This window comes from Nocardia sp. NPDC003183 (assembly GCF_053590715.1).
The window spans coordinates 172,993-197,880 of sequence record NZ_JBSFTG010000006.1 but is presented as its reverse complement, the minus strand read 5'-3'; the positions used below and the strand labels follow the sequence as shown (position 1 = coordinate 197,880).

25 protein-coding genes are annotated in these 24,888 nt (G+C 67.8%); 18 read left to right on the top strand and 7 right to left on the bottom strand.

The window, feature by feature from the left end; genetic code table 11:
* Nucleotides 1–167: 167 nt before the first annotated feature.
* A complete protein-coding gene (locus ACWDXS_RS20665) occupies nt 168–1,022 on the top strand; it encodes an adenylate/guanylate cyclase domain-containing protein (RefSeq protein ID WP_378996150.1) in 855 nt (284 codons plus the stop codon).
* Here ACWDXS_RS20665 and ACWDXS_RS20660 read toward each other — a convergent pair.
* Entirely contained in the window at nt 1,005–1,343 is a 339-nt protein-coding gene (locus ACWDXS_RS20660) for a hypothetical protein (protein WP_449967815.1), read from the bottom strand. The genes ACWDXS_RS20665 and ACWDXS_RS20660 overlap by 18 nt on opposite strands.
* A 49-nt stretch (nt 1,344–1,392) precedes the next feature.
* Nucleotides 1,393–1,536, bottom strand: a complete 144-nt coding sequence (locus ACWDXS_RS20655; protein WP_378633702.1) for a hypothetical protein — start codon at nt 1,534–1,536, stop codon at nt 1,393–1,395.
* 85 nt (nt 1,537–1,621) lie between these two features.
* On the opposite strand from ACWDXS_RS20655, the gene ACWDXS_RS20650 reads away from it, so the two are divergent.
* From ACWDXS_RS20650 to ACWDXS_RS20605, 10 genes are all read left to right on the top strand, one after another.
* Nucleotides 1,622–3,337, top strand: a complete 1,716-nt coding sequence (locus ACWDXS_RS20650; RefSeq protein WP_379316753.1) for an acyclic terpene utilization AtuA family protein — start codon at nt 1,622–1,624, stop codon at nt 3,335–3,337.
* The gene (locus ACWDXS_RS20645) at nt 3,334–4,485 is read left to right on the top strand and encodes an acyl-CoA dehydrogenase family protein (protein ID WP_378996086.1); all 1,152 of its coding nucleotides are present in this window, start codon (nt 3,334–3,336) and stop codon (nt 4,483–4,485) included. The genes ACWDXS_RS20650 and ACWDXS_RS20645 overlap by 4 nt, the downstream gene beginning before the upstream one ends.
* Nucleotides 4,482–6,080, top strand: coding sequence for an acyl-CoA carboxylase subunit beta (locus ACWDXS_RS20640; RefSeq protein ID WP_449967811.1), 1,599 nt, complete (start codon nt 4,482–4,484; stop codon nt 6,078–6,080). Before ACWDXS_RS20645 ends, ACWDXS_RS20640 begins: the two co-directional genes overlap by 4 nt.
* Before the next feature lie 8 nt (nt 6,081–6,088).
* Entirely contained in the window at nt 6,089–8,083 is a 1,995-nt protein-coding gene (locus tag ACWDXS_RS20635) for an acetyl/propionyl/methylcrotonyl-CoA carboxylase subunit alpha (protein ID WP_449967808.1), read from the top strand.
* Nucleotides 8,080–9,240, top strand: coding sequence for an acyl-CoA dehydrogenase family protein (locus tag ACWDXS_RS20630; protein ID WP_449967805.1), 1,161 nt, complete (start codon nt 8,080–8,082; stop codon nt 9,238–9,240). Before ACWDXS_RS20635 ends, ACWDXS_RS20630 begins: the two co-directional genes overlap by 4 nt.
* A gap of 61 nt (nt 9,241–9,301) precedes the next feature.
* The gene (locus tag ACWDXS_RS20625; RefSeq protein ID WP_378996093.1) at nt 9,302–10,084 is read left to right on the top strand and encodes an enoyl-CoA hydratase family protein; all 783 of its coding nucleotides are present in this window, start codon (nt 9,302–9,304) and stop codon (nt 10,082–10,084) included.
* A gap of 4 nt (nt 10,085–10,088) precedes the next feature.
* On the top strand, nt 10,089–10,703 hold the full coding sequence (locus tag ACWDXS_RS20620; RefSeq protein WP_378996095.1) for a TetR/AcrR family transcriptional regulator: 615 nt from the start codon (nt 10,089–10,091) through the stop codon (nt 10,701–10,703).
* Nucleotides 10,704–10,773: 70 nt separating this feature from the next.
* Entirely contained in the window at nt 10,774–10,980 is a 207-nt protein-coding gene (locus ACWDXS_RS20615; protein WP_358104280.1) for a DUF2191 domain-containing protein, read from the top strand.
* The gene (locus ACWDXS_RS20610) at nt 10,977–11,402 is read left to right on the top strand and encodes a PIN domain-containing protein (RefSeq protein WP_449967800.1); all 426 of its coding nucleotides are present in this window, start codon (nt 10,977–10,979) and stop codon (nt 11,400–11,402) included. The genes ACWDXS_RS20615 and ACWDXS_RS20610 overlap by 4 nt, the downstream gene beginning before the upstream one ends.
* Before the next feature lie 74 nt (nt 11,403–11,476).
* On the top strand, nt 11,477–12,244 hold the full coding sequence (locus tag ACWDXS_RS20605; RefSeq protein WP_378996100.1) for an SDR family oxidoreductase: 768 nt from the start codon (nt 11,477–11,479) through the stop codon (nt 12,242–12,244).
* A gap of 246 nt (nt 12,245–12,490) precedes the next feature.
* Here ACWDXS_RS20605 and ACWDXS_RS20600 read toward each other — a convergent pair whose 3' ends face one another.
* The 3 genes from ACWDXS_RS20600 to ACWDXS_RS20590 all read right to left on the bottom strand — a co-directional run bounded on the left by ACWDXS_RS20600 (nt 12,491) and on the right by ACWDXS_RS20590 (nt 16,539).
* Nucleotides 12,491–14,548: a glycosyltransferase family 39 protein gene (locus tag ACWDXS_RS20600; protein WP_449967796.1), complete on the bottom strand. Its 2,058-nt coding sequence runs from the start codon at nt 14,546–14,548 to the stop codon at nt 12,491–12,493.
* On the bottom strand, nt 14,545–15,843 hold the full coding sequence (locus ACWDXS_RS20595) for a glycosyltransferase (protein ID WP_378996104.1): 1,299 nt from the start codon (nt 15,841–15,843) through the stop codon (nt 14,545–14,547). The genes ACWDXS_RS20600 and ACWDXS_RS20595 overlap by 4 nt, the downstream gene beginning before the upstream one ends.
* Before the next feature lie 69 nt (nt 15,844–15,912).
* Entirely contained in the window at nt 15,913–16,539 is a 627-nt protein-coding gene (locus ACWDXS_RS20590; protein ID WP_387445522.1) for a class I SAM-dependent methyltransferase, read from the bottom strand.
* Between the two features lie 150 nt (nt 16,540–16,689).
* Here ACWDXS_RS20590 and ACWDXS_RS20585 point away from each other — a divergent pair, with 150 nt between their 5' ends.
* Complete coding sequence (locus ACWDXS_RS20585) at nt 16,690–17,415, top strand: TetR/AcrR family transcriptional regulator (protein WP_378633734.1); 726 nt, start codon at nt 16,690–16,692, stop codon at nt 17,413–17,415.
* A 146-nt stretch (nt 17,416–17,561) separates the two neighbouring features.
* Here the strand turns inward: ACWDXS_RS20585 and thiD are convergent, their stop codons facing one another.
* On the bottom strand, nt 17,562–18,410 hold the full coding sequence (gene thiD / locus ACWDXS_RS20580; protein WP_449967790.1) for a bifunctional hydroxymethylpyrimidine kinase/phosphomethylpyrimidine kinase: 849 nt from the start codon (nt 18,408–18,410) through the stop codon (nt 17,562–17,564).
* An 89-nt stretch (nt 18,411–18,499) separates the two neighbouring features.
* Between thiD and ACWDXS_RS20575 the strand changes: the two genes are divergently transcribed.
* Nucleotides 18,500–19,630, top strand: coding sequence for a GTP-binding protein (locus ACWDXS_RS20575; protein WP_449967962.1), 1,131 nt, complete (start codon nt 18,500–18,502; stop codon nt 19,628–19,630).
* A gap of 103 nt (nt 19,631–19,733) precedes the next feature.
* Here ACWDXS_RS20575 and ACWDXS_RS20570 read toward each other — a convergent pair whose 3' ends face one another.
* Nucleotides 19,734–20,870: an epoxide hydrolase family protein gene (locus tag ACWDXS_RS20570; RefSeq protein ID WP_449967787.1), complete on the bottom strand. Its 1,137-nt coding sequence runs from the start codon at nt 20,868–20,870 to the stop codon at nt 19,734–19,736.
* 89 nt (nt 20,871–20,959) lie between these two features.
* Between ACWDXS_RS20570 and ACWDXS_RS20565 the strand changes: the two genes are divergently transcribed.
* The 5 genes from ACWDXS_RS20565 to ACWDXS_RS20545 all read left to right on the top strand — a co-directional run bounded on the left by ACWDXS_RS20565 (nt 20,960) and on the right by ACWDXS_RS20545 (nt 24,838).
* Nucleotides 20,960–21,607, top strand: a complete 648-nt coding sequence (locus tag ACWDXS_RS20565; protein ID WP_449967784.1) for a TetR/AcrR family transcriptional regulator — start codon at nt 20,960–20,962, stop codon at nt 21,605–21,607.
* Between the two features lie 81 nt (nt 21,608–21,688).
* A complete protein-coding gene (locus ACWDXS_RS20560) occupies nt 21,689–22,111 on the top strand; it encodes a VOC family protein (protein WP_378996116.1) in 423 nt (140 codons plus the stop codon).
* Between the two features lie 45 nt (nt 22,112–22,156).
* Nucleotides 22,157–22,963 (top strand): ABC transporter permease, encoded by an 807-nt coding sequence (locus ACWDXS_RS20555; RefSeq protein ID WP_449967781.1) that lies wholly within the window; start codon nt 22,157–22,159, stop codon nt 22,961–22,963.
* A gap of 91 nt (nt 22,964–23,054) precedes the next feature.
* Nucleotides 23,055–23,810 (top strand): ABC transporter ATP-binding protein, encoded by a 756-nt coding sequence (locus ACWDXS_RS20550; protein WP_449967778.1) that lies wholly within the window; start codon nt 23,055–23,057, stop codon nt 23,808–23,810.
* 32 nt (nt 23,811–23,842) lie between these two features.
* Entirely contained in the window at nt 23,843–24,838 is a 996-nt protein-coding gene (locus ACWDXS_RS20545; protein ID WP_378996122.1) for an aliphatic sulfonate ABC transporter substrate-binding protein, read from the top strand.
* Nucleotides 24,839–24,888: the final 50 nt, after the last annotated feature.

The window sequence follows — 24,888 nt, the reverse complement described above, 5'->3', positions numbered from 1 at the left end:
CACGGGCGAACGCGCCCACGCACGGAACCGTCAGACGCGTCACCTCGTCCCCACTCACCTGAGTCTGGCTGGAAGTCTCGGGGAGGCGGATCGGCTAACCTTTGAGCGTGAGTGAAACGCCTTCTGGCGGGGTGAATCCGCGGCGGCGCGACGCCGCGGACGTGTCCATCCCGTTGGAGCCGATCGTGAGTGAATCCGCCGAGTCCGACACCGATGCGCGCGCGAGCCGCAAGCGCGCCCAGATCTCGTCGAAGCTGCAAGCGGCCAACCGCCGGGCGGACCTGATCGGCGCCTTACGCAAGGCACGCCACCAGCTGCCGGGCGACCCGTCCTTCGGCGACCCGCTGTCGGTGACAGGACCCGGCGGTGCGCGCGCGGTGGCCCGGGCGGCGGACAAGATCGCGGGCGGCGCCCCGACCGCGGCCAGGGAAATCGGTTTCGGTGCCCTACAGGTGTGGCAGGCGGGGCTGGAGCGGATCGGCCGTGGGCGCGGCTCCGAGGAGGTGACCATCGTGTTCACCGACCTGGTCGGGTTCTCGAGCTGGTCGCTGTCGGTGGGCGACGAGCGCACCCTGGAACTGCTGCGCAAGGTCGCCAAGGCCATCGAGCCGCCGATCGTCGAGCGTGGCGGTCAGGTGGTCAAGCGGATGGGCGACGGTCTGATGGCGGTGTTCTCCTCGCCCGATCGTGCCGTGCGCGCCGCGCTGGCGGCCCGGCGCAATCTCGCCGGGGTCGAGATCAACGGCTACACCCCGCGTATGCGGGTCGGCCTGCACACCGGCTCGCCCCGGGAGATCGGCGGCGACTGGCTCGGCGTCGACGTCAACATCGCCGCCAGGATGATGGAGGCGGGCGGTAACGGCAACACGATGATATCCAGCATCACGTTGGCCGCGCTGCGCCCGGAAACCCTCGATGAGCTGGGCGTTGTCGCCAAACCCTACAAGCGGAACTTCTGGGCGGCGCCGCTGAACGGCGTCCCGGAAGACGTCAGGATCTTCAAGCTACACACGTCGGGCTGAGCGCTTTTCCAGCCGATCCTGTTCCTTCCAGTACTCGCGGAAGGCCTTCTGGGTCGGGGTGGGCTTGTCGGTCAGCGCCTGCCAGCTCGTCGAACGCACGAAGTCGATGATGAGCAGCACCGGCAGGATGAACGCGTGGAAGAAGATCAGGTAGTCGCCGCCTTCGAACACGAACCACAGGTATCCCGCGTACCCGAGGAACGCGATACCGAACACCGCGTTGAGCCCGCGCGAGAGCTGGCTGCGCCCGTTGTCGACGTTGGCCATGATGATCATCGCGAGGCCGCTGAGCGCGAGCAGGCCGACATACCAAGTGAACATGTGGGCAAGCCAACAGCCCTCGCCTTGCCCTGATCTTGCGAAAGTCTTGCTACTCCAGCCAGAGCGCGGCGCCGAGGCCCGCGAGGACAGCGGCGACGATCAAACCGATCGCCACCGGGCGGTTGTTCTTCCAGGTCGTGTACGCGCCGCCGAGCAGGAATCCGGCGAGGGCGAAGAGGAGGACGGACAGCATGGGTTCCATCTTGCCTGGTGGATTGTACGGAATTAACAAGCACGCATGCTTGCTTTTTTTCTGAACCGCTGCGATCCTGGGTGCCATGAGTGCTCTCTCCGCTGACCCGGACCTGATCCGGATCGGGAATTGTTCCGGGTTCTACGGTGACCGGCTCAGCGCCATGCGCGAGATGCTGGAAGGCGGTCAGCTCGACGTGCTGACCGGCGACTACCTCGCCGAACTCACCATGCTGATCCTGGGCCGCGACCGGATGAAGGATCCGAGCCTCGGCTACGCCAAGACCTTCGTCAAGCAGATCAAGGACTGCCTCGCGCTCGCGCTCGAGAAGAACGTCCAGATCGTCACCAATGCCGGCGGGCTGAATCCGGCGGGGCTGGCCGAGCAGTTGCGCAAGGTCGCCGCCGAGCTCGGGCTCGACGCCGAGATCGCACACGTCGAAGGCGACGACCTGGTCTCGCGGGCCGCCGAGCTCGATCTGGGTCAGCCGCTCACCGCCAACGCCTATCTCGGCGCGTGGGGGATCGTCGAGTGCCTGAACTCCGGCGCCGACATCGTCGTCACCGGCCGCGTCACCGACGCCTCCGTGATCGTGGGTCCGGCGGCGGCCCACTTCGGGTGGGCCCGTACCGATTACGACGCGCTCGCCGGTGCGGTGGTCGCGGGCCACGTGATCGAGTGCAGCACTCAGGCCACCGGCGGTAACTTCGCCTTCTTCACCGAACTCGGTGACATCGGCCGCCCCGGCTTCCCGATCGCCGAGATCCGTCGCGACGGGTCCTGCGTGATCACCAAGCACGACGGCACCGGCGGCGCGGTCACTGTCGACACCGTCGAAGCCCAGCTCATGTACGAGATCCAGAGCGCGCGCTACGCCGGACCCGACGTCACCACCCGCCTGGACAGCATCGTGCTGAGCCAGGAGGGTAAGGACCGGGTATTGATCAGCGGCGTCACCGGTGAGGCCCCGCCGCCACAGCTCAAGGTCTCGCTGAACACCCTCGGCGGCTTCCGCAACGAGATGTCGTTCATCCTCACCGGACTCGATATCGAGGCCAAAGCCGCACTGGCACAACGACAGCTGGAATCCTGGCTGCCGGACAAACCCGCCGAGCTCACCTGGACCCTGGCTCGCCTCGATCGCCCCGACGCCGAGACCGAAGAGCAGGCCAGCGCGATCCTGCGCTGCGTGGTGCGCGATGCCGACCCGAACAAGGTCGGTCGCGGGTTCTCCAGTGTCGCTGTGGAATTGGCGCTCGCGAGCTACCCGGGTGCCAGCTTCACCGCGCTGCCCGGAAACGGTTCGCCCTACGGTGTCTTCACCCCGGGTTTCGTCGACGCGCACGAGGTGCCGCATATCGCCGTGCTGGCGAACGGCACCCGTGTCGACATCGCCCCCGCTACGGAAACCGTTGTCCTCGAACCTGTTTCCGAACCCGAACTGCCCGCACCGCTGCCGCCCGCCGAAACCCGTCGAGTCCCGCTCGGCACTATCGCGCTCGCGCGCAGCGGCGACAAGGGCGGCGACGCCAATATCGGCGTGTGGGTGCGCACCGACGACCAGTGGCGCTGGCTCGTGCACACCCTCACCGTCGAGAAGCTGCGAGAACTTCTTCCCGAGACGGCCGACCTGACCGTCACCCGCCACGTGCTGCCCAATCTGCGTGCGGTCAACTTCATCATTTCCGGGCTGCTGGGCAAGGGCGTCGCCTACCAGGCACGTTTCGACCCGCAGGCCAAGGGGCTCGGCGAATGGCTGCGCTCCCGCCACATCGATATGCCGACGGAGCTGTTCGCATGACCTCAGTTTGGGAAACGCCGGAGCGAAAAGAGCTGCGCGCCACTGTGCGCGGGTTCGTCGAACGGGAGATCCTGCCCGACCTCGATGCCTGGGAGCGGGCGGGCGAACTACCGCGCGAGCTGCACAAGAAGGCAGGCGAACTCGGCCTGCTCGGCATCGAGTACCCGGAATCGGCGGGCGGCGAGGGCGGCAACGCCATCGACTCGGTGATCGTGGGCGAGGAGATCCATGTCGCCGGTGCGTCCGGCGGGCTGTGGGCCTCGCTGCTGACCTGTGGAATCGCGCTGCCGCACATGATCGCCTCGGGCAACCAGGCTCAGATCGACCAGTGGGCCAAGCCGACGCTGGCCGGTGACCTGATCGGTTCGCTGGCCATCACCGAACCCGGCGGGGGTTCCGATGTCGGCCACCTCACCACCACCGCCGTGCGCGACGGTGAGGACTTCATCATCAACGGCGCCAAGACCTTCATCACCTCGGGCTGTCGTGCCGACTTCGTCGTCACCGCGGTGCGCACGGGCGGCCCTGGCGCGGCCGGTGTTTCGCTGATCCTGGTGCCGAAGGACACGCCGGGCTTCACCGTCAGCCGCAAGCTGGAGAAGATGGGCTGGCTGGCCTCGGATACTGCCGAGCTGTCGTACGTGGACGTACGGGTGCCCGCCTCGAACCTGGTCGGCGCCGAGAACAGCGGCTTCGCGCAGATCGCCGCCGCGTTCGTCAGTGAGCGGGTGGGCCTCGCGGTGCAGGCGTATTCGCTGGCCCAGCGCGCACTCGACCTCACCGTGCAGTGGTGCCGCGATCGCGAGACCTTCGGCCGGCCGCTGATCAGCCGTCAGAAGGTGCAGATGACACTCACCGATATGGCACAGCGCGTGGATATCTCGCGCACGTACACCCGGGCGCTGGTCGAGCGCTACGTCGCCGGTGACGAGAACCTGATCGCTCAGGTGTGCTTCGCCAAGAACAACGCCGTCGAGACCGCCGAATGGGTGGCCAACCAGGCCGTGCAGTTGCACGGCGGGATGGGCTACATGCGCGAGGCCGAGGTCGAGCGCATCTACCGCGATGTGCGCATCATCGGCATCGGCGGCGGCACCAACGAGATCCTGACCATGCTGGCGTCGAAAGTATTGGGGTACCAGTCGTGACGACCTTCCGTTCCCTCATCGACACCGCCTCGCCCGAGTACACCGCGGCCGCCGAGGCGATGTCCACCAAGCTCACCGAGGTCGAGGCGGAGTTCGCCAAGGCCATCGCCGGTGGTGGCCCCGACAAGGTGGCCCGGCACCACAAGCGCGGCAAGCTGACCGCGCGTGAGCGCATCGAACTGCTGCTCGACGAGGACTCGCCGTTTCTCGAGCTGTGCCCACTCGCCGCGTGGGGCAGCGACTTCCACGTCGGCGCGTCGACGATCGCCGGCATCGGCCTCGTCGAGGGCGTCGAGTGCATGATCGTCGCGCCCGACCCGACGGTGCGCGGCGGTACGTCGAACCCGTGGACGCTGCGTAAGACACTGCGTATCAACGACATCGTCCGGGAGAACCGGCTGCCGGTGATCTCGCTGGTCGAGTCCGGCGGCGCGGACCTGCCGACGCAGAAGGAAGTGTTCATCCCGGGTGGCGCGATGTTCCGCGACCTCACCCAGGCCTCGGCGGCCGGAATCCCCACCATCTCCCTGGTCTTCGGCAACTCCACCGCCGGTGGTGCCTATATCCCCGGTATGTCCGACTACGTGGTGATGGTCAAGGAAGCCGCGAAGGTCTTCCTCGCGGGCCCGCCGCTGGTGAAGATGGCCACCGGTGAGGACTCCGACGACGAGACCCTCGGCGGCGCCGAGATGCACGCCCGCACCTCCGGTCTGGCCGACTACATGGCCGCCGACGAGCAGGACGCGATCCGCCTCGGCCGCAATATCGTTCGTCGCCTGAACTGGAAGAAACAGGGACCGGAGCCGCGCGCGGAGGTGATCTCGCCGATCTACGATCCCGAGGAACTGCTCGGCATCGTGCCCTCGGACCTGAAGATCCCGTTCGATCCCCGCGAGGTCGTCGCCCGCGTGGTCGACGGTTCCGACTTCGACGAGTTCAAGCCGCTCTACGGCTCGAGCCTGGTCACCGGCTGGGCCGAGATCAACGGCTACCCGATCGGCATCCTCGCCAACGCGCGCGGCGTGCTGTTCTCCGAGGAATCGCAGAAGGCCACCCAGTTCATCCAGCTGGCCAACAAGAAGAACACGCCACTGTTGTTCCTGCACAACACCACCGGCTACATGGTCGGCAAGGAGTACGAGCACGGCGGCATCATCAAGCACGGCGCGATGATGATCAACGCGGTCGCCAACTCCACGGTCCCGCACATCTCGCTGCTGATCGGCGCCTCCTACGGCGCCGGGCACTACGGCATGTGCGGGCGCGCGTTCAACCCGCGCTTCCTGTTCGCCTGGCCGAGCGCGAAATCCGCCGTCATGGGTGGGGCGCAGCTGGGCGGCGTGCTCACCATCGTGCAGCGCGGCGCGGCCGAGTCCAAGGGCCTGCCGTTCGACGAGGAGGCCGCCGCCGGTCTCGCCGCGATGGTCGAGGCGCAGATCGAGGCCGAGGCCATGCCGATGTTCCTGTCGGGCAGGCTGTTCGACGACGGCATCATCGACCCCCGCGACACCCGCACCGTGCTGGGAATGGCTCTGTCGGCCGTTCACACAGCCCCGATCAAGGGCGCCGAGGGCTTCGGCGTCTTCCGAATGTGAGATGCGCTGTGGCCATTACGAATGTCCTCGTTGCCAATCGTGGTGAGATCGCTCGCCGCGTCTTCGCCACCTGCCGTCGGATGGGCATCGGCACCACCGCGGTCTACTCCGATGCTGATGCCGCGTCGCCGCACGTGTCCGAGGCCGACGCGGCGATCCGGCTGCCCGGAAACACCCCGGCCGAGACCTATCTGCGCGGTGAGCTGATCATCGAGGCCGCTTTGTCGGCCGGTGCCGATGCGATCCATCCCGGCTACGGATTCCTCTCCGAGAACGCCGAATTCGCGCGGTCCGTGCTCGACGCGGGTCTGGTGTGGATCGGCCCGCCGGTCGCGGCGATCGAGCAGATGGGCTCCAAAGTCGAGTCCAAGAAGATGATGGACGCCGCCGGTGTCCCCGTCCTCGCCGAGCTCGATCCGGCCGAGGTCACCGACGCGCACCTGCCCGTGCTGATCAAGGCGTCCGCCGGTGGTGGCGGACGCGGTATGCGCGTGGTGCGCGAGCTGGGCGAACTGCAGGATCAGATCGCGGGCGCTCGGCGCGAGGCCGAGTCGGCCTTCGGTGATCCGACGGTGTTCTGCGAGCGCTACCTCGAGACCGGCCGTCATATCGAAGTTCAGGTCATGTCGGACACTTTCGGCAAGACCTGGGCCGTCGGCGAGCGTGAGTGCTCGGTCCAGCGTCGTCATCAGAAGGTCGTCGAGGAAGCGCCGTCGCCGCTCGTCGAGAAGATCGACGGCATGCGTGATCGCCTGTTCGAGGCGGCGCGTCTGGCCGCCGAGGCGATCGGGTACGAAGGCGCGGGCACCGTCGAGTTCCTGGCCGACGAGAAGGGTGACTTCTTCTTCCTGGAGATGAACACCCGTCTCCAGGTGGAACATCCGGTCACCGAGCAGACCACCGGGCTCGACCTGGTCCGCCTGCAGTTGCAGGTGGCGTCCGGCCTGCCGCTGCCCGCGACCCAGCCCGCCCAGCGTGGTCACTCGATCGAGGTTCGCCTCTACGCCGAAGACCCCGCGCACGACTGGCAGCCGCAGAGCGGTCCGGTGCACAAGATCGAGATCCCGTTCACCGCCGGTGAATTCACTGTTCTCGACCAGCCGGGCGTGCGCCTGGACACCGGTGTCGTCGACGACTCGGTGGTCGGCGTCCACTACGATCCGATGCTCGCCAAGGTGATCTCCTACGCCGAAACCCGCGCGGAGGCAGCACATCTGCTCGCCACCGCGCTCCAGCGCGCCAAGATCCACGGCCTGGTCACCAACCGCGACCTGCTCGTGCGCGTGCTGCGGCACCCGGCGTTCCTCGCCGGTGACACCGACACCGCCTTCTTCGCCACCCACGACCTGGCCGTGCTCGCTGCGCCGCTGGTATCGGAGGCCGATGAGTCATTGTCGATTGTCGCTGCGGCACTTGCCGATTCGGCTGCCAATCGCGGCACCTCTCGCCTGGCCGGACTCACCCCGAGTGGCTGGCGCAACCTGTCTTCGCTGCCGCAGACCAAGTCGTACGAGAGCCGGACCTCCGGCACCCACGAGGTGCGCTACCGCTTCACCCGCACGGGTGTGGCGGTCGAGGGCCACGACGGTCTCGAGCTGATCTCGGTCGCGCCCGATCGGGTAGTTCTCGGTGTGCCGAATGAACGTGGTTCGGTGCGCAGGCAATTCGAGATCGCGCGCTACGGGGATCACGTCGCGGTCGACTCCCCGCTCGGCCCGGTGGCTGTGCGCAGGCTGCCCCGCTTCACCGATCCGTCGGAGCAGGTGGCCGCCGGTTCGCTGCTCGCGCCGATGCCGGGCAGCGTGATCCGCCTCGGCGCCGCTGAGGGCGACCACGTCAAGCAGGGGCAGCCCATTCTGTGGCTGGAGGCGATGAAGATGGAACACACCATCGCGGCCCCGGCGACCGGCATTCTCAGTGCACTCAACGTGACCGTCGGCCAGCAGGTCGAGGTCGGAACCGTCCTCGCCGTCGTCGAGGAAGAAGAGCAGGAGCAGGCATGAGTTTCATCGAGACCGAAGAGCAGAAGGCGCTGCGCGCGGCGGTCGCCTCGCTGGCGAGCAAGTACAACTACCGCGACTACGTGCTGCCGCTCTCGCGCAAGAACGAGCCGCTCACCGAGCTGTGGGACGAGGCGGGCAAGCTCGGCTTCCTCGGCGTGAACCTGCCCGAGGAGTACGGCGGCGGTGGCGCGGGCATGTACGAGCTGGCGCTGGTGCAGGAGGAACTGGCGGCGCAGGGCGCCGGGCTGCTGCTGATGGTCGTCTCGCCTGCCATCTGCGGCACCATCATCACCAAGTACGGCACCGAGGCGCAGAAGCAGAACTGGCTGACCAAGCTGGCCGACGGCTCGTCGAAGATGGTCTTCGCGATCACCGAACCCGACGCGGGCTCCAACTCGCACCAGATCACCACCACCGCCCGCCGTGACGGCGGCGACTGGATCCTCAACGGCCGCAAGATCTTCATCTCCGGTGTCGATCAGGCCGACGCCATCCTGGTGGTCTCGCGGACCGAGGACCACAAGACCGGCAAGCTCAAGCCCGCGCTGTTCATCGTGCCGGTGGACGCGCCCGGCCTGGTGAAGAACGTCCAGGAGATGGACGTGATCGAGCCGGACAACCAGTTCACGCTGTTCTTCGACGACGTGCGCCTGCCCGCCGACGCCCTCGTCGGTTCCGAGGACGCGGCCATCGCCCAGCTGTTCGCCGGATTGAATCCCGAGCGCATCATGGGCGCGGCCATGGCGGTCGGCCTGGGTCGCTACGCCATCGACCGGGCGGTGGAGTATGCCAAGGAGCGCACGGTCTGGAAGACGGCGATCGGTGCGCACCAGGGTATTTCGCATCCGCTGGCCCAGGTGAAGATCGAGCTGGAACTGGCCAAGCTGATGATGCAGAAGGCCGCGACGCTCTACGACACCGGCGACGAGTTCGGCGCCGCCGAGGCGGCCAACATGGCCAAGTACGCGGCCGCGGAAGCCAGCATCAAAGCGTTGGACCAGTCGATTCAGACCCACGGCGGTTCGGGTCTGACGCGTGAGGTGGGGCTGGCGGCGATGCTGCAGGCCGCGCGCATCTCGCGCATCGCACCGGTCAGCCGCGAGATGATCCTGAACTTCGTCGCCCAGCACTCGCTGGGTTTGCCGCGCTCGTACTAGGCACAACGGTGGTCGCCCCGGAGGTGGGGCGACCACCCCTACCGGATGAACAGGAGTCCCGATGAGTGACGCGACGGAAGCACCGTTCGTCCGCTACAAGGTCGTCGACGGGTTCGCCAGGCTGACCTTCGACTCGCCGCACAACCGCAATGCGCTCTCGTCCAGGCTGGTTCGCGAGCTGCTCGCCGGATTCGACGCGGCGGCCACCGATCCCGCCGTGCGCGGCATCGTGCTGGCCCACACCGGTGACACCTTCTGCGCGGGCGCTGACCTCAAGGAGGCGAGCAACGCCGATCCCGCGGTGGCCGCCGATGAGCGCACCCGCGTGATGATCGACGTGCTGCGCGGCATCCTCGCCTCGCCCAAGCCGGTGATCGCGCAGATCGACGGCAATGTCCGGGCCGGTGGCATGGGCATCATCGGGGCCTGCGATCTGGTCGTCGCGGGGCCCGGCAGTAGTTTCGCGCTCACCGAGGTGCGCATCGGGATGGCGCCGTTCATGATCTCGCTCACGCTGGTGCCGCGGCTGGACCAGCGGGCTGCGAGCCGCTACTTCCTGACCGGCGAGAAATTCGATGCTGCGACCGCGCAGGAGATCGGCCTGGTCACCGTGGCCGCGCAGGACGCCGCCGCCGAGGTGAAACGCCTGAGTGGCGAGCTGCGCAAGGGGTCGCCGCAGGGACTGGCCGAGTCCAAGAAACTGGTCAACGCGGCGGTGCTGGCTACGTTCGACGCCGAGGCCGAAGCACTGGCCAAGCGGTCGGCGAGCTTCTTCGGCACCCCCGAGGTGATCGAGGGCATGACGGCCTTCTTCCAGAAGCGTCCGCCCAGCTGGGCACAATAGTCCGATGGCGACACCCCACGAACCCAAGCAGGACCGCAGCCGGGCCACCCGGCAGCGGCTGCTGGAGGCGACCATCGACTGCCTGGCCGAAACCGGCTGGGCAGCCGCCACCGTGTCGGTGGTCGCCGAGCGGGCCGGGGTGTCGCGCGGTGCCGCCCAGCACCATTTCCCCACCCGCGAGGATCTGATCACGGCCGCGCTCGAGTTCATGTTCGAGTTCCGGATGGACCAGGCCAAGGCCGAGGCCGAAACGGTGAACGCGGTCGCCCAGGGTGCGGGCCGCACGCGCGCCGTCGTCTCCGCGCTCGTCGAGTCCTACACCACCCCGTTCTTCAAAGCCGCGCTCCAGGTCTGGACCCACGCCGCCGCCGACCCGGCCCTGCGCGAACGCATCCTGCCCCTCGAGGCCCGGTTCGGCCGTATCTCCCACCGCCGCGCCATCGAGGCCCTCGGCGTCGACGACTCCGACCCGGTCACCCACCACCTCGTCCAGGCCACCCTCGACCTGGCCCGCGGCCTCGGCCTCGCCGACGTCCTCACCGACGACTCCGCTCGCCGCAAACTGATCGTCGACCAGTGGGCCGCCACCCTGCACACCGCCCTGAACCTGTCCCACTGAACCCTTGTGACCTGGTCGTTTCGAGGTATATAGTTCGGGCATGGGGGAATATATATCGAGGGACTGTGCGATGACCAAACGCCTGATCGAGATCGACGACGAGCTACTCGAGTCCGCGCAGGACGCGCTCGGGACTACCGGCGTCTCCGATACCGTGCGTGCGGCCCTGCACTCGGCAGCGGTCACCGCGGCCCGAGCCCGTCATGTCGAGTGGCTCATCAACGGGGGGCTGGCAGAGATGGCCGATAAGGATCGGCGCGACGACGTATGGCGATGACAGCGCGATACCTGGTCGACACCAGCGCACTCGCGCGAATGCCTCGTCCGGAGGTTGCCGGTCATCTCGTGCCGCTCATCGACGCGGGAGTGGTCGCCACCTGTGCCGTTATCGACGCCGAGATCCTCTACAGCGCGCGCAATCCTGTCGAATACGAACAGCTCCGATCGGATCGGCGCGCGCTGTTCGAGTATCTACCGACCAACGACGAACACTGGCAGAGCGCGTTTGCTATCCAGCGCGAATTGGCGCGGTCCGGCCGCCACCGCGCGGTCGGCATCCATGACCTGCTCGCTTCGGTGTTGGCGATAGAACACCGCCTCGTCCTGTTCCACTACGACTCCGATTTCGAAACGGTCGCATCGGTGGTGGACCTCAATCACCGCTGGGTCGCGCCTCGGGGGAGTCTCGAGACATCGTGACCAGGTGATGTCACACTCCGGTCGCCTACGTCGTCGTCTCTGTGAACCCGCAAGAAGCGATGAAGGAGTGGATCATGGTGGAGCAGAAGAAGATCGCGGTGGCGGGGGCAACCGGGCGGCTGGGTCGGCACGTGGTGGATGTGCTGGTCGAGCGTGGGTATGACGTTGTCGCCTTCTCGCGCGCCGACGGTGTGGACATCGAGACCGGTGCGGGTCTCGACGAGGCGTTGACCGGGGTCGACATCGTTATCGACGCGTCGAGTACGCCGTCGGCCGATCAGCAGGTGGCGACCGAGTTCTTCACCGCTTCCGCGCGGAACCTGCATGCGGCGGGGGAGCGGGCCGGGGTCGAGCGGCTGGTGGTGGTGTCCATCATCGGGATCGACGGTTCGCTCGCCGGGTACAACGCCGCCAAGCTGGCCCATGAGCAGGAACTGCTCAAAGGTGCACTGCCGGTGCAGATCCTGCGTGCGGCGCAGTTCCACGAACTCGTCGAGGTGATGGTCGGATGGGGCACGCAAGGCTCCGTCGCCTACGTTGCGGGTATGCGTACCCAGCTGGTCGCCGCGCGAACAGTTGCCGAGGCGCTGGTCGATCTCGCCGCGAATCCGATTGCCGCCGAGGATATTCCGTTCCCCGAGATCGCAGGCCCGCAGCCGGAGACCATGGCCGGTGCGGCCGCCGTTCTGGTCGAGACCCGCGGGGACGCGCTACAGATCATCGAAACCTCCGACTCGGCCAACCCCGACCGCGAGCAATTCGAAAACGGCACCCTCCTGCCGTCCCCGCACGCCACCCTGGCCGGTCCCTCCTTCGCCGAGTGGGTCGCCGCTGCGCTCTAACGCTGCTCGGCGCTCCAGTGCTGCTCGGCACATCAACGACGCTCGCCTGTCCGATGTTGCTTCCCCGGGGAGCTCGTGCAAAGGCTGCTGCTCCCGTTCTCCGACGTCGGGCCGAATTGTGATTGCGTGGTGGATGAAATCTGGGCGGCAACGCAGGGTGCCGGCGGCGCGATGGGGTGAGGCGACACGAAGGCTGGGCCCGGCGGATCGGGGTGATCCGCCGGGCCCAGCCTGTCGTCGAGACGGCTACGACTTCGGTTGGGTGAGGTCGTAGAGCGTTACCCCGTCGACCGTCGTCGCCGAGTAGTTCGCCGTCACCCATGCGGTGATCGCCGAGCTGGTCGACGCGCTGTTCCCGCCGGGACCACCGCGCCCACCGGCGACGAAGTAGTGGATCTTTCCGTCGGCCACGTACTGCTGGAACTGTTCGAGGGTGGGCGACGGGTCGCTGCCGTTGAACCCGCCGACCGGCATCACCGGCAGTTCGGTGGCCAACTGATACCCGGCGGCGCTGTTGGAACCGACGGCCGCCGCGACCCAGGTGTAGTCGGTGCCGTTCGACTCGAGCAGGGTGACGATCTGATCGCTCGGCCGTGATCCGCCCAGCAATCCGCCGGCGCCACCCATGCGCTGGTCGCCGTTCGTTCCCTGCGCGGCACCGTCCGGCGTCGCCGCGCCGTCCTGCCCCAGCGCGGCACCGTCCGGCGCACCCGTGGCCGCACCGTCCGGGGTCGTCCCGCCAGGTGCGGCACCGTCCCTCGCGGATCCGTCGGCGCCGGGCCTGCCACCGTCGCCCCCGGGACGCATACCGGGTCCCCCCATACCGTGCATCCCGCCGGAACTCGGTCCGGCGGAAGGGATCGCACCGGAATGCGCGGACGCGAGGGTGTCGATCGAGTAGGCGATCGGCCCGGCGAGGCCGAGGAAGGCCGCGGCGAGCGCCACGATCACCGACTGCTTGCGAGCCAGTGGGAACACGAACGCGACGGTGGCGACGACACCGACGACAAGGATCGTCCAGCGCAACCACGGCTGGAAGGAAGCGCTGCGTGACAACAACATCCACGCGGTCGCCGTGGTGAGCGCAATGGCCACTGCGCCCGCGCACCGCACCCACAGCCGATCACGCGAACCCCAGATCTGCACGGCGCCGATCCCGACCAGCGCCGCCACGGCGGGCGCGAGCGCCACCGTGTAGTACTGGTGGAAGATCCCCGCCATGAAGCTGAACACCAGTCCGGTGACGAGAAGCCAACCGCCCCAGAGGATCAGCGCGGACCGCCGAGCATCGGTGCGCGGCGCGCGTCCGCGCAAGGCGAGCCCGACCACGAGCGCGAGCAACGCCGCCGGAATCAGCCACGCGATCTGACCGCCCTGCGCGGGTTCGAACATCCGGGTGATCCCGGTGCTTCCCCACATCCCGTTGCCGCCGGCGGGCAGTTCCCCGCCGGGTCCGACACTGCCGGTCTCGTTGCCGTTCAACCGGCCGAGGCCGTTGTATCCGAGAGTGAGCTCGATGATCGAATTGTTCTGCGACCCACCGATCCACGGCCGCGAATCCGACGGCCACAGCTCCACCGCCACTATCCACCAACCCGCGCCTGCCACCATCGCCGCTCCGGCGGCGAACAATTGCGCGACCCGCTTTCCCAGCTTCGGGGATCCGGCGATCAGATACATCAGGGCCAACGGTGGCACCACCAACAGCACCTGCAACTGCTTGGCCAGGAACCCGAATCCGATGAACGCGCCGGTGAGCAGCAACCATCGCCACCGTCCGTCCGCGACCGCTCGTGTCATCGCCCACGCGGCCGCGATCATCAGCAAGACGAGCAGCGCGTCGGGATTGTTGAACCGGAACATCAGCACCGCGACGGGAGTCACCGCGAGCACCGTGCCCGCGATCAACCCCGCCGCGGGTCCGAACGATCTGCGCACCGTCGCCCACAACAGTGCGACGCTCGCGACGCCGAGCAGCACCTGCGGCACCAGCATGCTCCAGCTGTTGAGCCCGAACAGCCGGACCGACAGTTCCATCACCCACAGCGAAGCGGGCGGTTTGTCGACGGTGATCGAGTTCGCGGCGTCGGAGGAGCCGAAGAAGAACGCCTCCCACGATTGCGAACCTGCCTGTACCGCAGCGGCATAGAAGTCGTTGGCCCAGCCGTTGGCGCTCAGATTGATGAGATAGGCGATCAGTGTGCCGAGCAGCAACGCCGCCAATGCGGTTCGCTCCCAACGCTTTCGGGTCGGCGTGGTCTTCGCGATGCCGGCGGGTGGGGTGGGTGCGATGGTCGTGGTCATCGACGGACCTCCACCGCGTGCGTGCGCGCTGCCGACTCCGCGCTCTCGGTGGCTGCGAACACCGGCGAGACGCTCGTGCTCCGGTCGGCGCCCGCGTGCCGGAACACCCAGCGCAGGCCGACGAAACGAGCGAGTGTCGCCACGAGATTGGCGGTGATCAGGACGGTGAGTTCCACCGCCACGGGTGCGTCGGGTGCCCAGCGGTGCAGGGCGAACAGGGACCCGCTGGTGACCGCCAGCCCGAACGCGAAGATGGCCAAGCCCTGGAACTGGTGCGAGATCGCGTTGCCGCGTCCGCGCACGCCGAAGGTGAATGCCCGGTTGGCGGCCGTATTGCCCACCGCGGTGACCAGCAGCGATATCAGATTGGCGCCCTGACTGCCGAGTAGCGGCTGCAGCAGCAGATACAGGACGATGTAGGCGAGGGTCGAGCTCACCCCGACGATCGCGAACCGCACCAGCTGCCCGACCATGCCGAGGGGTACTCCGGCGACCAGCGGTTCCCGCCCGACAGCGGCCCGCAGCTCGTCCAGCGGGAGGGCGCCGGTGGTCAGCGCCCTGGTCAACCGCCAGATTCCGCGCAGGTCCTTGCGTGCGGTATCGATGATGTCGACCCGGCTGTCGGGATCGTCGATCCAGTCGACGGGCACCTCGTGAATCCGCAGACCCGCCCGCTCGGCCAGCACCAGCAGCTCGGTATCGAAGAACCACTCGCCATCCCGAACCAGCGGCAGCAGTTCGCGCGCGACCTCGGTGCGTACGGCTTTGAATCCGCACTGCGCATCCGAAAAGCCTGCCCGCAGCGTGGTTTTCAGCAGCAGGTTGTAGCAGCGGGAGATGATCTCACGCTTGGGTCCGCGCACCACGCGAGCCGACGCGTCGAGCCTGGTGCCGATCGCGAGATCGGAATGCCCGGACACCAGCGGCGCGATCAGCGGCAGCAGCGCGTCCAGGTCGGTCGACAGGTCGACATCCATGTACGCGACCACCGCCGCGTCCGAGGCTTCCCACGCGGCCCGCAGGGCCCGCCCACGCCCTTTGGCGTCCAGGTGCAGCACCTCGACGCCGTCGAGTTCGGCGGCCAGCAACTCCGCCACCGCGAGGGTGGCGTCGGTGCTGGCATTGTCGGCGATGGTGATGCGGGCCGTGAACGGGAATCCGGCGCGCAGATAGGCATGTAACCTCCGCACGCACAGGCCGAGATCGACCTCTTCGTTGTACACGGGTATCACTACGTCGAGCACCGGCGCGCGGCTGCTCTGCATGGCCTTCTGCTCGGCCTCGGTCTGAGTCATGACACCCAGACTCGATGGCCGCGCTGCCACCGAGCTGGGACCGAGCTGGGAGGTTGCTGGGGATCGTGGTCAGCCGCGACGCAGGCGCAGCACGCTGTCGGCGCGCTCGCCGACCACACCGTCGGGGCTGGTCGAGGGGGTGTGGACCAGCTCTGCGGTCTCGACCTGCCACTCGGGCCCGAGCTCGAGCTGCTCGAGCACCTGCTCGATGGTCGGGAACACATGAGCGTGCATCTGGCTGGAGGCCCAGCTCGGCGCGGCCGCGTGCGCGCCGATCACCAGTACGCCACCCGGCGCGACGGCGGCCGCCGCGCTGCGCAGAATCCCGGCCCGCTCGTCCGGCAGCTCCACCGGGGAGTGCAGGAACTGCGCCGACACCAGGTCGAAGGTGCCCGCCGGGAAGCTCGCCTGGAGGTCGTGGCGCTCCCACACGATCGTCACGCCTACCTCGGCGGCCCGGCGCGCGCCACGCTCCATCGCGGTCGCGGAGATGTCGGCGGCGGTGACCTGCCAGCCGCCCTCCGCCAGCCAGATCGCGTCGGCACCCTCGCCGCAGCCCAGGTCGAGGGCGGTCCCGGGGGTAAGCTCGGAGACCTCGCGCACCAGGAGGGGGTTCGGGTTACCGGTCCAGATCTGCGCACGTTCGCGGTAGAAGTCTTCCCAGAACTCTTCGGCGTTCGCCACGGTCTCGGTCATCGATGCTCCTGGTCAGTCAGGGTGAAAGGATCATCCGATAGTGCATCGGCGGCTCCGGCGGGCGCCAGAAATCTTGCTGTTTCAGCAAATGTGTTCCCGCTCTCGGTGGGGTGCGTAACCCGCGGTACGGCCCGCCCTAGTATTACTACCGTGACGCGCGGTTACCCCAAGACGGACGAGGCGCCGCGGCGTCGTGTCGACGCGCGGACCGAACGCTGGCGTGAGCATCGCGTGCAGGTGCGGATCGAATTCGTCGACGCCGCGTTCCGGGCGCTCGATCAGGTCGGGCCCGATGTGAGCATGGGCGATATCGCCAAGGAAGCCGGTGCGGCCAAGCCGAAGCTGTATCGCCATTTCGAGGACAAGACCGACCTCTACAACGCGATCGTCGACCGGGTACGCGACATGCTCTGGGAGCGCGTGCTCACCAGCGTGAATCTCACCGACGATTCGATCAGCGAACTCGTCCATACCGCGGCCACCGAATACGTGGCGGTCGTGTCGGCGCATCCGAACGTCTTCCGGTTCATGCTGCACAGCCATTTCAGTCAGCAGGCCAAGGAAACCGAACGCGCGCTGGTCGCGGCCCGCCAATCGGCGCGGCGGGCGGCGGAATTCTTCGCGGGCCTGCTGCCGACCGAATCGATCGACGTGACCGGGATCGAATTGGTGAACTATTCGATTTTCGGCGCGGTCGCCTCGGCCACGGACTGGTGGCTCGGCGCGAACCAGCGCGAAGTATCGGCGATGCCGGTCGAGCGCTTCGTCGACTATCTGGCCGAGAGCATCTCGGCGCTGGCGCAGGCGCACGCTCGCTTCAACGGGGTCAAGATCGACCCGTCGGAACCGCTGCGCTCGGCTTTCGGTCTCGACTGAGATCTCGCGCCCGACACGAACTCCGTTGTTCTCGTCGATCACGTCGTTGGGGTCGACGGGGGTGCGATGGGTTCAGTATGAACCTGGGTACCGACATGTTCGGGACGCCACGCTAGGCATACCTCGGCCGTGCGCGGCCGCGCCGATCATGCGTCGACGTGAAGTCTCCAGAGCGGTGATACGGGGCCGTGGCCTGCGCCGAGATCGTAGGAGGCGGCGAGGCATCGGTAGGTCCACTCCTTGGCGAACTCCACCGCGTCGGGAACCGGGTAGCCGTTGGCGAGCGCGCTGGCGATCGCCGCGGCCAGGGTGTCGCCGCCGCCGTGATCGTTGCCGGTGGCGATGCGCGGTGCGCTGAACTCGCGGAAGGTGTCGCCGTCGTAGAGCAGGTCGGTGCTGAATTCCGAGGCGCGCAGGTGCCCGCCCTTCACGATCGCCCACTGCGCGCCCAGCGCGTGCAATGCCTCGGCGGCCTTGCGCGCGGTGGCGTCGTCGACCACCTCGATCCCGGTGATCAGACGCACCTCGTCGAGGTTGGGGGTAACGACGGTCGCCAGCGGAATCAGCGTAGTGCGCACTGCCTCCAGGGCCTCCGCGTGCAGCAGTGGATCCCCGTGCATGGAAGCCGCGACGGGATCGACCACCAGGGGGATGGTGCCCTCGCGCCCGATTCCGAGCTCGCGGCACACCCCGGCGACGGCCTCGATGATCGCGGTGGAGGCGAGCATGCCGGTCTTGGCCGCGCCGATGCCGATATCGCGCACGACCGCCCTTACCTGATCGGCCACGACCTGCGGCGGAATCTCGTGAAACCCGCTGACGCCCACCGTGTTCTGCACGGTCACGGCGGCCACCGCCACGCACGCGTGCACGCCGCACAGCGCCATGGTGCGCGAATCGGCCTGGATGCCCGCGCCGCCACCGGAGTCGGTGCCCGCGATGGTGAGCGCGCGAACGGGGGTCTGGCCATCGGGGGTCAGCGGCAACATCTTCACGCCCCAACCCTACGACCGCACTCGCCGTCGCGAGACCCCACCTGGGCACTGCAAATGAAAACCATTATCATTAACTTGTGACCAACACCCTGACACCTCTGCCCGTCACCGTCCTGTCCGGCTTCCTCGGCGCAGGCAAGACCACGCTGCTCGATCACATCCTCGCCAACCGCGACGGCCGCCGGGTCGCGGTGATCGTCAACGACATGAGCGAGGTCAATATCGACGCCGCGCTGATCGCGGGCCAGGGGCACCTCGACCGCACCCAGGAGAAGCTGGTCGAACTCACCAACGGCTGCATCTGCTGCACCCTGCGCGAGGACCTGATCGAAGCCGTCGCGCGTCTGGCACGCGAGGGCCGCTTCGACCAGCTGGTGATCGAGTCCACCGGCATCTCCGAACCCATGCCGGTGGCCGCCACCTTCGACTGGGAGTTCGACGACGGGTTCCGCCTCGGCGACATCGCCCGCCTCGACACCATGGTCACCGTCGTCGACGCCTCGACCTTCCTGGCCGAACTCGTCCGCGGACAGGCGCTCACGGAACGCGACCTCGAAGCCGGCGAGGGTGATGCCCGCTCGATCGCCGATCTGCTGGTCGATCAGGTGGAGTTCGCCGACGTGCTGTTGATCAACAAGACCGACCTGGTCAGTGCGAACGCCGCGGCCACGGTGGAGGCGACCGTACGAAGGCTCAACCCGCGAGCGCACGTGCTGCGAACCGAAAAGGGCGTCGTGGATCTGCGCGAAGTGCTTGCCACGGGACGCTACAACCCGGTGGTCGCGGCCGAATCCGAAGGTTGGGCAGAGGAATTGGCGGGGGGACACGCTCCCGAGACCGAGGAATACGGGATCAGCAGCATCACCTTTCTCGCCGACCGGCCCTTCCATCCGCAACGCCTCGCCGCCGTGCTGGAGCGATTGCGGGGGATGTTGCGCAGCAAGGGATTCTGCTGGATCGCGAGCCGTCCCGAGCTGGCGGCGATCTGGTCGCAGGCGGGCCCGAATCTGACCTTCGAACCCGGCGCGTGGTGGTCGGAACTGGAAGTGCCTGCCGGACAGGAGCTCGTGTTCATCGGAGTACGCCTCGACGCCCCCGCCGTGCGGCGCGAACTCGACGCCGCGCTGCTCACCGACGCGGAGTTCGCGGCGGGCCCGAGCGCGTGGATTGGCTACGCCGATCCGTTTCCGGCCTGGGCCGACCTGCACGAGCATCACTGATTGGCATCTTTGCTGCGCGTATCACACTGCGCTGGTGCATGATTCGAATGGGTCGCGACCCACGCACCGATGAGGGGAGCGTGGGCCGCGGCACCTGGACGGATCAGGCCAGCCCGGCGAAGAACTCGCGAATGTCGCCGACCAGCACCGCGGGCGCCTCGTGCGCGGCATAGTGCCCGGCCGCGTCGTTCGCGCCGCCCGTACCCGCGCTGATGTCGTAGGAATTCCAGCTGACGATCTTGCTGTGGTCGCGCTCGGCGAACCGGCGGATCGACTGGAAATCGCCGGCGAACATGGCCAGCCCGGTCGGGACCGTGGTCGGCTCGGTCGGCTGCTCGGTGGCGTGCGCGTCCTCGTAGTAGAAGCGCAGCGACGAACCCGCTGTCCCGGTGAGCCAGTACAGCGCCACATTCGCGATCACGAACTGCGCGTCGAGCGACTCGCCGAACAGCTGCGCGTTCCAGCCGAGCAGGCCCACCGGGGAATCGGCGAGCGCGTAGGCCAGCGTCTGCGGCTGCTGGCTGTGCAGGGTATTGAAGGCCATCTTGTTCTCGTGGAACCACTGGAGGTGCTGCAGCGCGGCCATATCCGCCTCGGACAGGCCCTCGAACTCGGCCGGGTCGCCGGACGGGAACGAGAACAGCTGGGTGACGTGCACGCCGATCACCGTGTTGGGCGCGATCCGGCCGATCTCCGGGGAGACCATCGAGCCGCCGTCGTTGCCGATGGCGCCGTAGCGCTGGTAGCCCAGGCGCGTCATCAGCTCGGCCCAGGCGCGGGCGGTGCGGTAGCGGTTCCAGCCGGTGCTGCGGGTGGGGCCGGAGAAGCCGAAGCCGGGCAGCGAGGGGATGACGAGGTGGAAGGCGGGCGCGTCGGCCGATTCCGGCTCGGTGAGGGGCGCGATCACGTCGAGGTATTCGAGGATCGAACCGGGCCAGCCATGGGTGAGGATCACCGGCGTCGCATCGGCGCGCGAGGAGCGGATGTGCAGGAAGTGGATGTCCTCGCCCTCGATCTCGGTGGTGAACTGCGGGTAGGCGTTGAGCTCGGATTCCAGCGCGCGCCAATCGAACTCCTCGAGCCAGTACTCGGCGAGAGTGCGGACGCGACCGGCCGGGACGCCGTAGGCGTCGCCGACGCCGGGCAGTTCGTCGGGGTACAGGGCGCCGCGCAGCCGGTCGGCGAGGTCGTCGAGGCGGGCCTGCGGAACGTCGATTCGGAACGGGGTGATGGTGGCCATGTCGACTCCTCAAATTGAAACGGAATGTTTCGTTCTGTTCCAACCGTAGCAGAACGGAGCATTCCGTTTCAAGTGGTAGGCTGATATTCATGGCGAACCAGACCGAAACCGCAGATCAGCCCCGCTTGCCCGGTCGCAAGGCGCAGGCCGCGCGCAACGACGGACTGATCCTCGACGCCGCCCGCGCGGTGTTCCTCGACGATCCGAACGCACCGATCGCCGCCGTGGCCGAACGGGCGGGCGTCGGGATCAGTGCGCTCTACCGGCGGTATCCGAGCAAGGAGGTACTGCTGCGCACCCTCTGTCACGAAGGGCTACGCCGATTCAACGCGGAAGCCGATGCGGCGCTGGCGGATTCGGATGGCTGGCGCGGGTTCGTCGGATTCTTGGAACGGGTCGTCGAGGCCGACGTGCACTCGCTCACCGTGCGCCTGGCGGGCACCTTCACGCCCGACGAGTCGATGCTGCCCGACGTCGTGCACTCGGGCGAGGCCGGCGAGGAGCTGGTCCGCCGCGCCCACGCCAGCGGTCGCCTTCGGCCCGATGTCGACGCCCTCGACCTCGGCCTGATTTTCGAGGCCTGCTCGGCCGTCACGATGCCCGACCCGGTGCGCACCGCCGAACTGCGCCACCGTGTCCTCGCGCTGATCGTGGACGGGCTCACCGCCGAGGGCGAGTTGCCGGGCCCACCCCCGGTGACCGGTGAATTCGCCTGGCGATGGGAACGCAAGCCCTGACCGCCGCCGATACGGCTCTGCTCCCGAGCACGCAGCTGGCAGACTTGGCGCATCACCCGGACTGCAACGCGGAGGCGCGTAGTGAACTGGACCCTGGAAGTTGTGATCGTCCCGGTTTCCGATATCGATCGGGCCAAAGATTTCTACGCGCGTCAGCTCGGGTTCGCCGTCGACCACGACACGGTGATCTCCGACGACGTGCGCATCGTGCAACTCACCCCGCCTGGCTCGGGCTGCTCGATCGTCATCGGCAAAGGGGCGGTGCCGCAGATGCCGCCGGGCTCGCTGAAGGGCCTGCAACTCGTGGTTCCCGATATCGAGCAGGCGCACGCGGAGCTGGTGGCGCGGGGAGTCGAGGTCAGCGAGGTGCGCGAGCTCGGCAAGAATCCACGGCCCGTCCCGCACCCGCTCGACAATGTCGGTTTCGTCTTCTTCAGCGATCCCGACGGGAATAGCTGGGCGGTGCAGCAGATCTCCAGCCGAGCCGACAAATCCTCGAGCTGATTCGAACCCTGTCGGTATACCGCTTCGGGCGGGCACCATGCTCGCATGCTGTTGGAGAGGCCCACCGAAACCGGCGAGCGACGGATCCCGCTGTACCGTCGCCCCGGGTTCCTGCGCGCGCTCTCGCCGCTCGCGGTGTTGGTCATCTGGCAGCTCGCCAGCGCCAGCGGCTCGATCCCGGCCAAGAAACTGCCCGCGCCGTCCGCGGTGCTGGACGCGGGTCTGGAAACCTACCGATCCGGCCAGCTCACCGAGGCCCTGCTGGTCTCCGGCCAGCGCGCGCTGTACGGCTTCGCCCTCGGCGCGGTTCTCGCGCTGGTACTCGGCGTGCTCTCCGGCCTGAGCAAGATCGGTGAGTACGCGGTCGACCCGCCGCTGCAGATGATCCGCACCATCCCGCTGTTCGGCCTGATCCCGCTGTTCATCATCTGGTTCGGCATCGGCGAGGAGCCCAAGGTCTACCTGATCGCCCTCGGTGTGTTCTTCCCGCTGTACCTCAATACCTTCTCGGGCATCCGCCAGCTCGACCCGAAACTGCTCGAACTCGGCAGTGCCCTGCACCTCGGACTCACCGAACGACTGCGCCTGCTCGTGCTCCCCGGCGCCCTGCCGCAGATCCTGGTCGGCGCCCGGCAGAGTCTAGGCATCGCCTGGCTCTCGCTCATCGTGGCCGAACAGATCAATGCCAGTGCCGGACTCGGCTTCGTCGTCAACAATGCCCGCGAATTCCTGCGAACCGACATCGTGGTGTTCGGCCTGGTGGTCTACAGCCTGCTCGGCCTGCTCACCGACTCGATCGTGCGGCTGCTCGAACGCCGCGCACTGCGCTGGCGCCCGGCGGTGCACCGCTGATGTCCGTTTCTTCCGCTGGCTCGAGGACCCACCCCGTCCCGAGAGCAGGCAGGCCCGCTACCCGCCGCCGTTCGATCGCGAGGTTCACCCCATGACCGCTGCCGCAGCCACGACCGTCACCCCCATCTCGTCGCGATCGGCTCGCGTGCCCGCCGCCCGGATCACCGCTCTCAGCAAGCGATTCGGTGACCGCGCCGTGCTCGACGGGATCGATCTCGAGATCGGCGCGGGCGAGATCGTCGCGCTGGTCGGGCGCAGTGGATCGGGCAAGTCCACGCTGTTGCGGATCATCGGCGGCCTCGATACCGCGACTCGCGGTGCGGCTTCCGTCGAAGGCAGGCCGACGATCGTCTTCCAGGAACCCCGCCTGATCCCGTGGCAGCCGGTGGTGCGCAATGTGGCCCTCGGCAGGCCGAAGCCGCGCAATCGACGTGCCGACGAGCAAGCCGCCCGCGACCTGCTCGCCGAGGTCGGCCTCGCCGGTCGCGCCGACGCGTGGCCGCTCACCCTGTCCGGTGGTGAGGCCCAACGTGCCGCGCTGGCACGGGCATTGGTGGCCGAGCCGACGCTGTTGCTGCTCGACGAGCCCTTCGGCGCGCTCGACGCGCTGACCCGGCTGACGATGCACGAGCTGCTCCTCGGCCTGCACGCTCAGCGCGAGTTCGGCGTCCTGCTGGTGACCCACGACGTGCTGGAGGCGATCACCCTGGCCGACCGCGTTCTCGTTCTCGACGACGGCCGCATCGCCGCCGACGTGCCCATCGAGCTACCACGCCCCCGCACCGCCGCCGCGCCGGAAGTCGCCGAGTACGCGACGCACCTGCTCGCGCTGCTCGGCGTGCACTGAACCCTCCGCACCATCGCACGAAAGTTGTTCCCGTGAAACGCACTCCGATGTCCCGTCTGGCAGGCCTTGCCCTCGCCGTCGTCGCAACGCTCGCACTGAGCGCCTGCGGCGACGACACGGCGACCGAGGCCGCGCCCTCGGGCCCGGTCGACCTGAGCACCGTCACGCTGAAAGTCGGTGACCAGAAGGCGATTTCGATCGAGGTGTTGCTGAAGGCATCGGGTCAGCTGGAGAACCTGCCCTACAAGATCGAATTCTCCACCTTCACCGCCGGTCTGCCGCTGGTCGAGGCGGCGAGTGCGGGCGGCATCGACATCGCCCAAACCGGCAATACCCCGGTGATCTTCGGCGCGGCCGCCGACGCCGACATCAAGATCGTCGGGGCGCTCTCGGCCACCGGCAAGGGTGACGCGATCCTGGTCGGCAAGGACTCCACAATCGGTTCGGTCGCGGCCCTCAAAGGCAAGAAGGTCGCCGTCTACAAGGGCAGTTCGGCCAACGCGAACCTGCTCCTGCAACTGCAGAAGGCGGGCCTGTCGCTGAGCGATGTCGAGCCGGTCTACCTGGCTCCCGGCGACGGCTACACCGCGCTCACCCGCGGTGACGTCGACGCCTGGGCCACCTGGGACCCCTACACCGCCATCGCGGAGAAGGAGATCGGCGCAAAGTCGATCGCCACCGCCGACCAGGCCGCCAACGGCTACAACTTCTGGGTGGCAGGCAACAAGACCGTCGCCGACGCGGGCAAGTCCGCCGCTCTCGCCGACTTCTTCCAGCGCTACGCCGCCGCCACCAAGTGGTCCTCGGACAATCTCGACACCTGGTCGACCAAATACGCCGAGCTGACCCAGATCAGCGTCGACGCCTCCCGCACCACCTGGACTCGCTCGATCAAGGAGCCGATCAAACTCACCGACCAGGTCATCGCCTCCGAACAGGAAATCGCGGATGCCTTCACCAAGGCCAAGGCCATCCCCGGCAAGGTCGACTTCAAGTCGTTCGTCGACACCCGCTTCGACAAGGCGTAAGTCGCGCTGAGCCGTCACGGCGCCGTCGATCCCACCGGATCGGCGGCGCC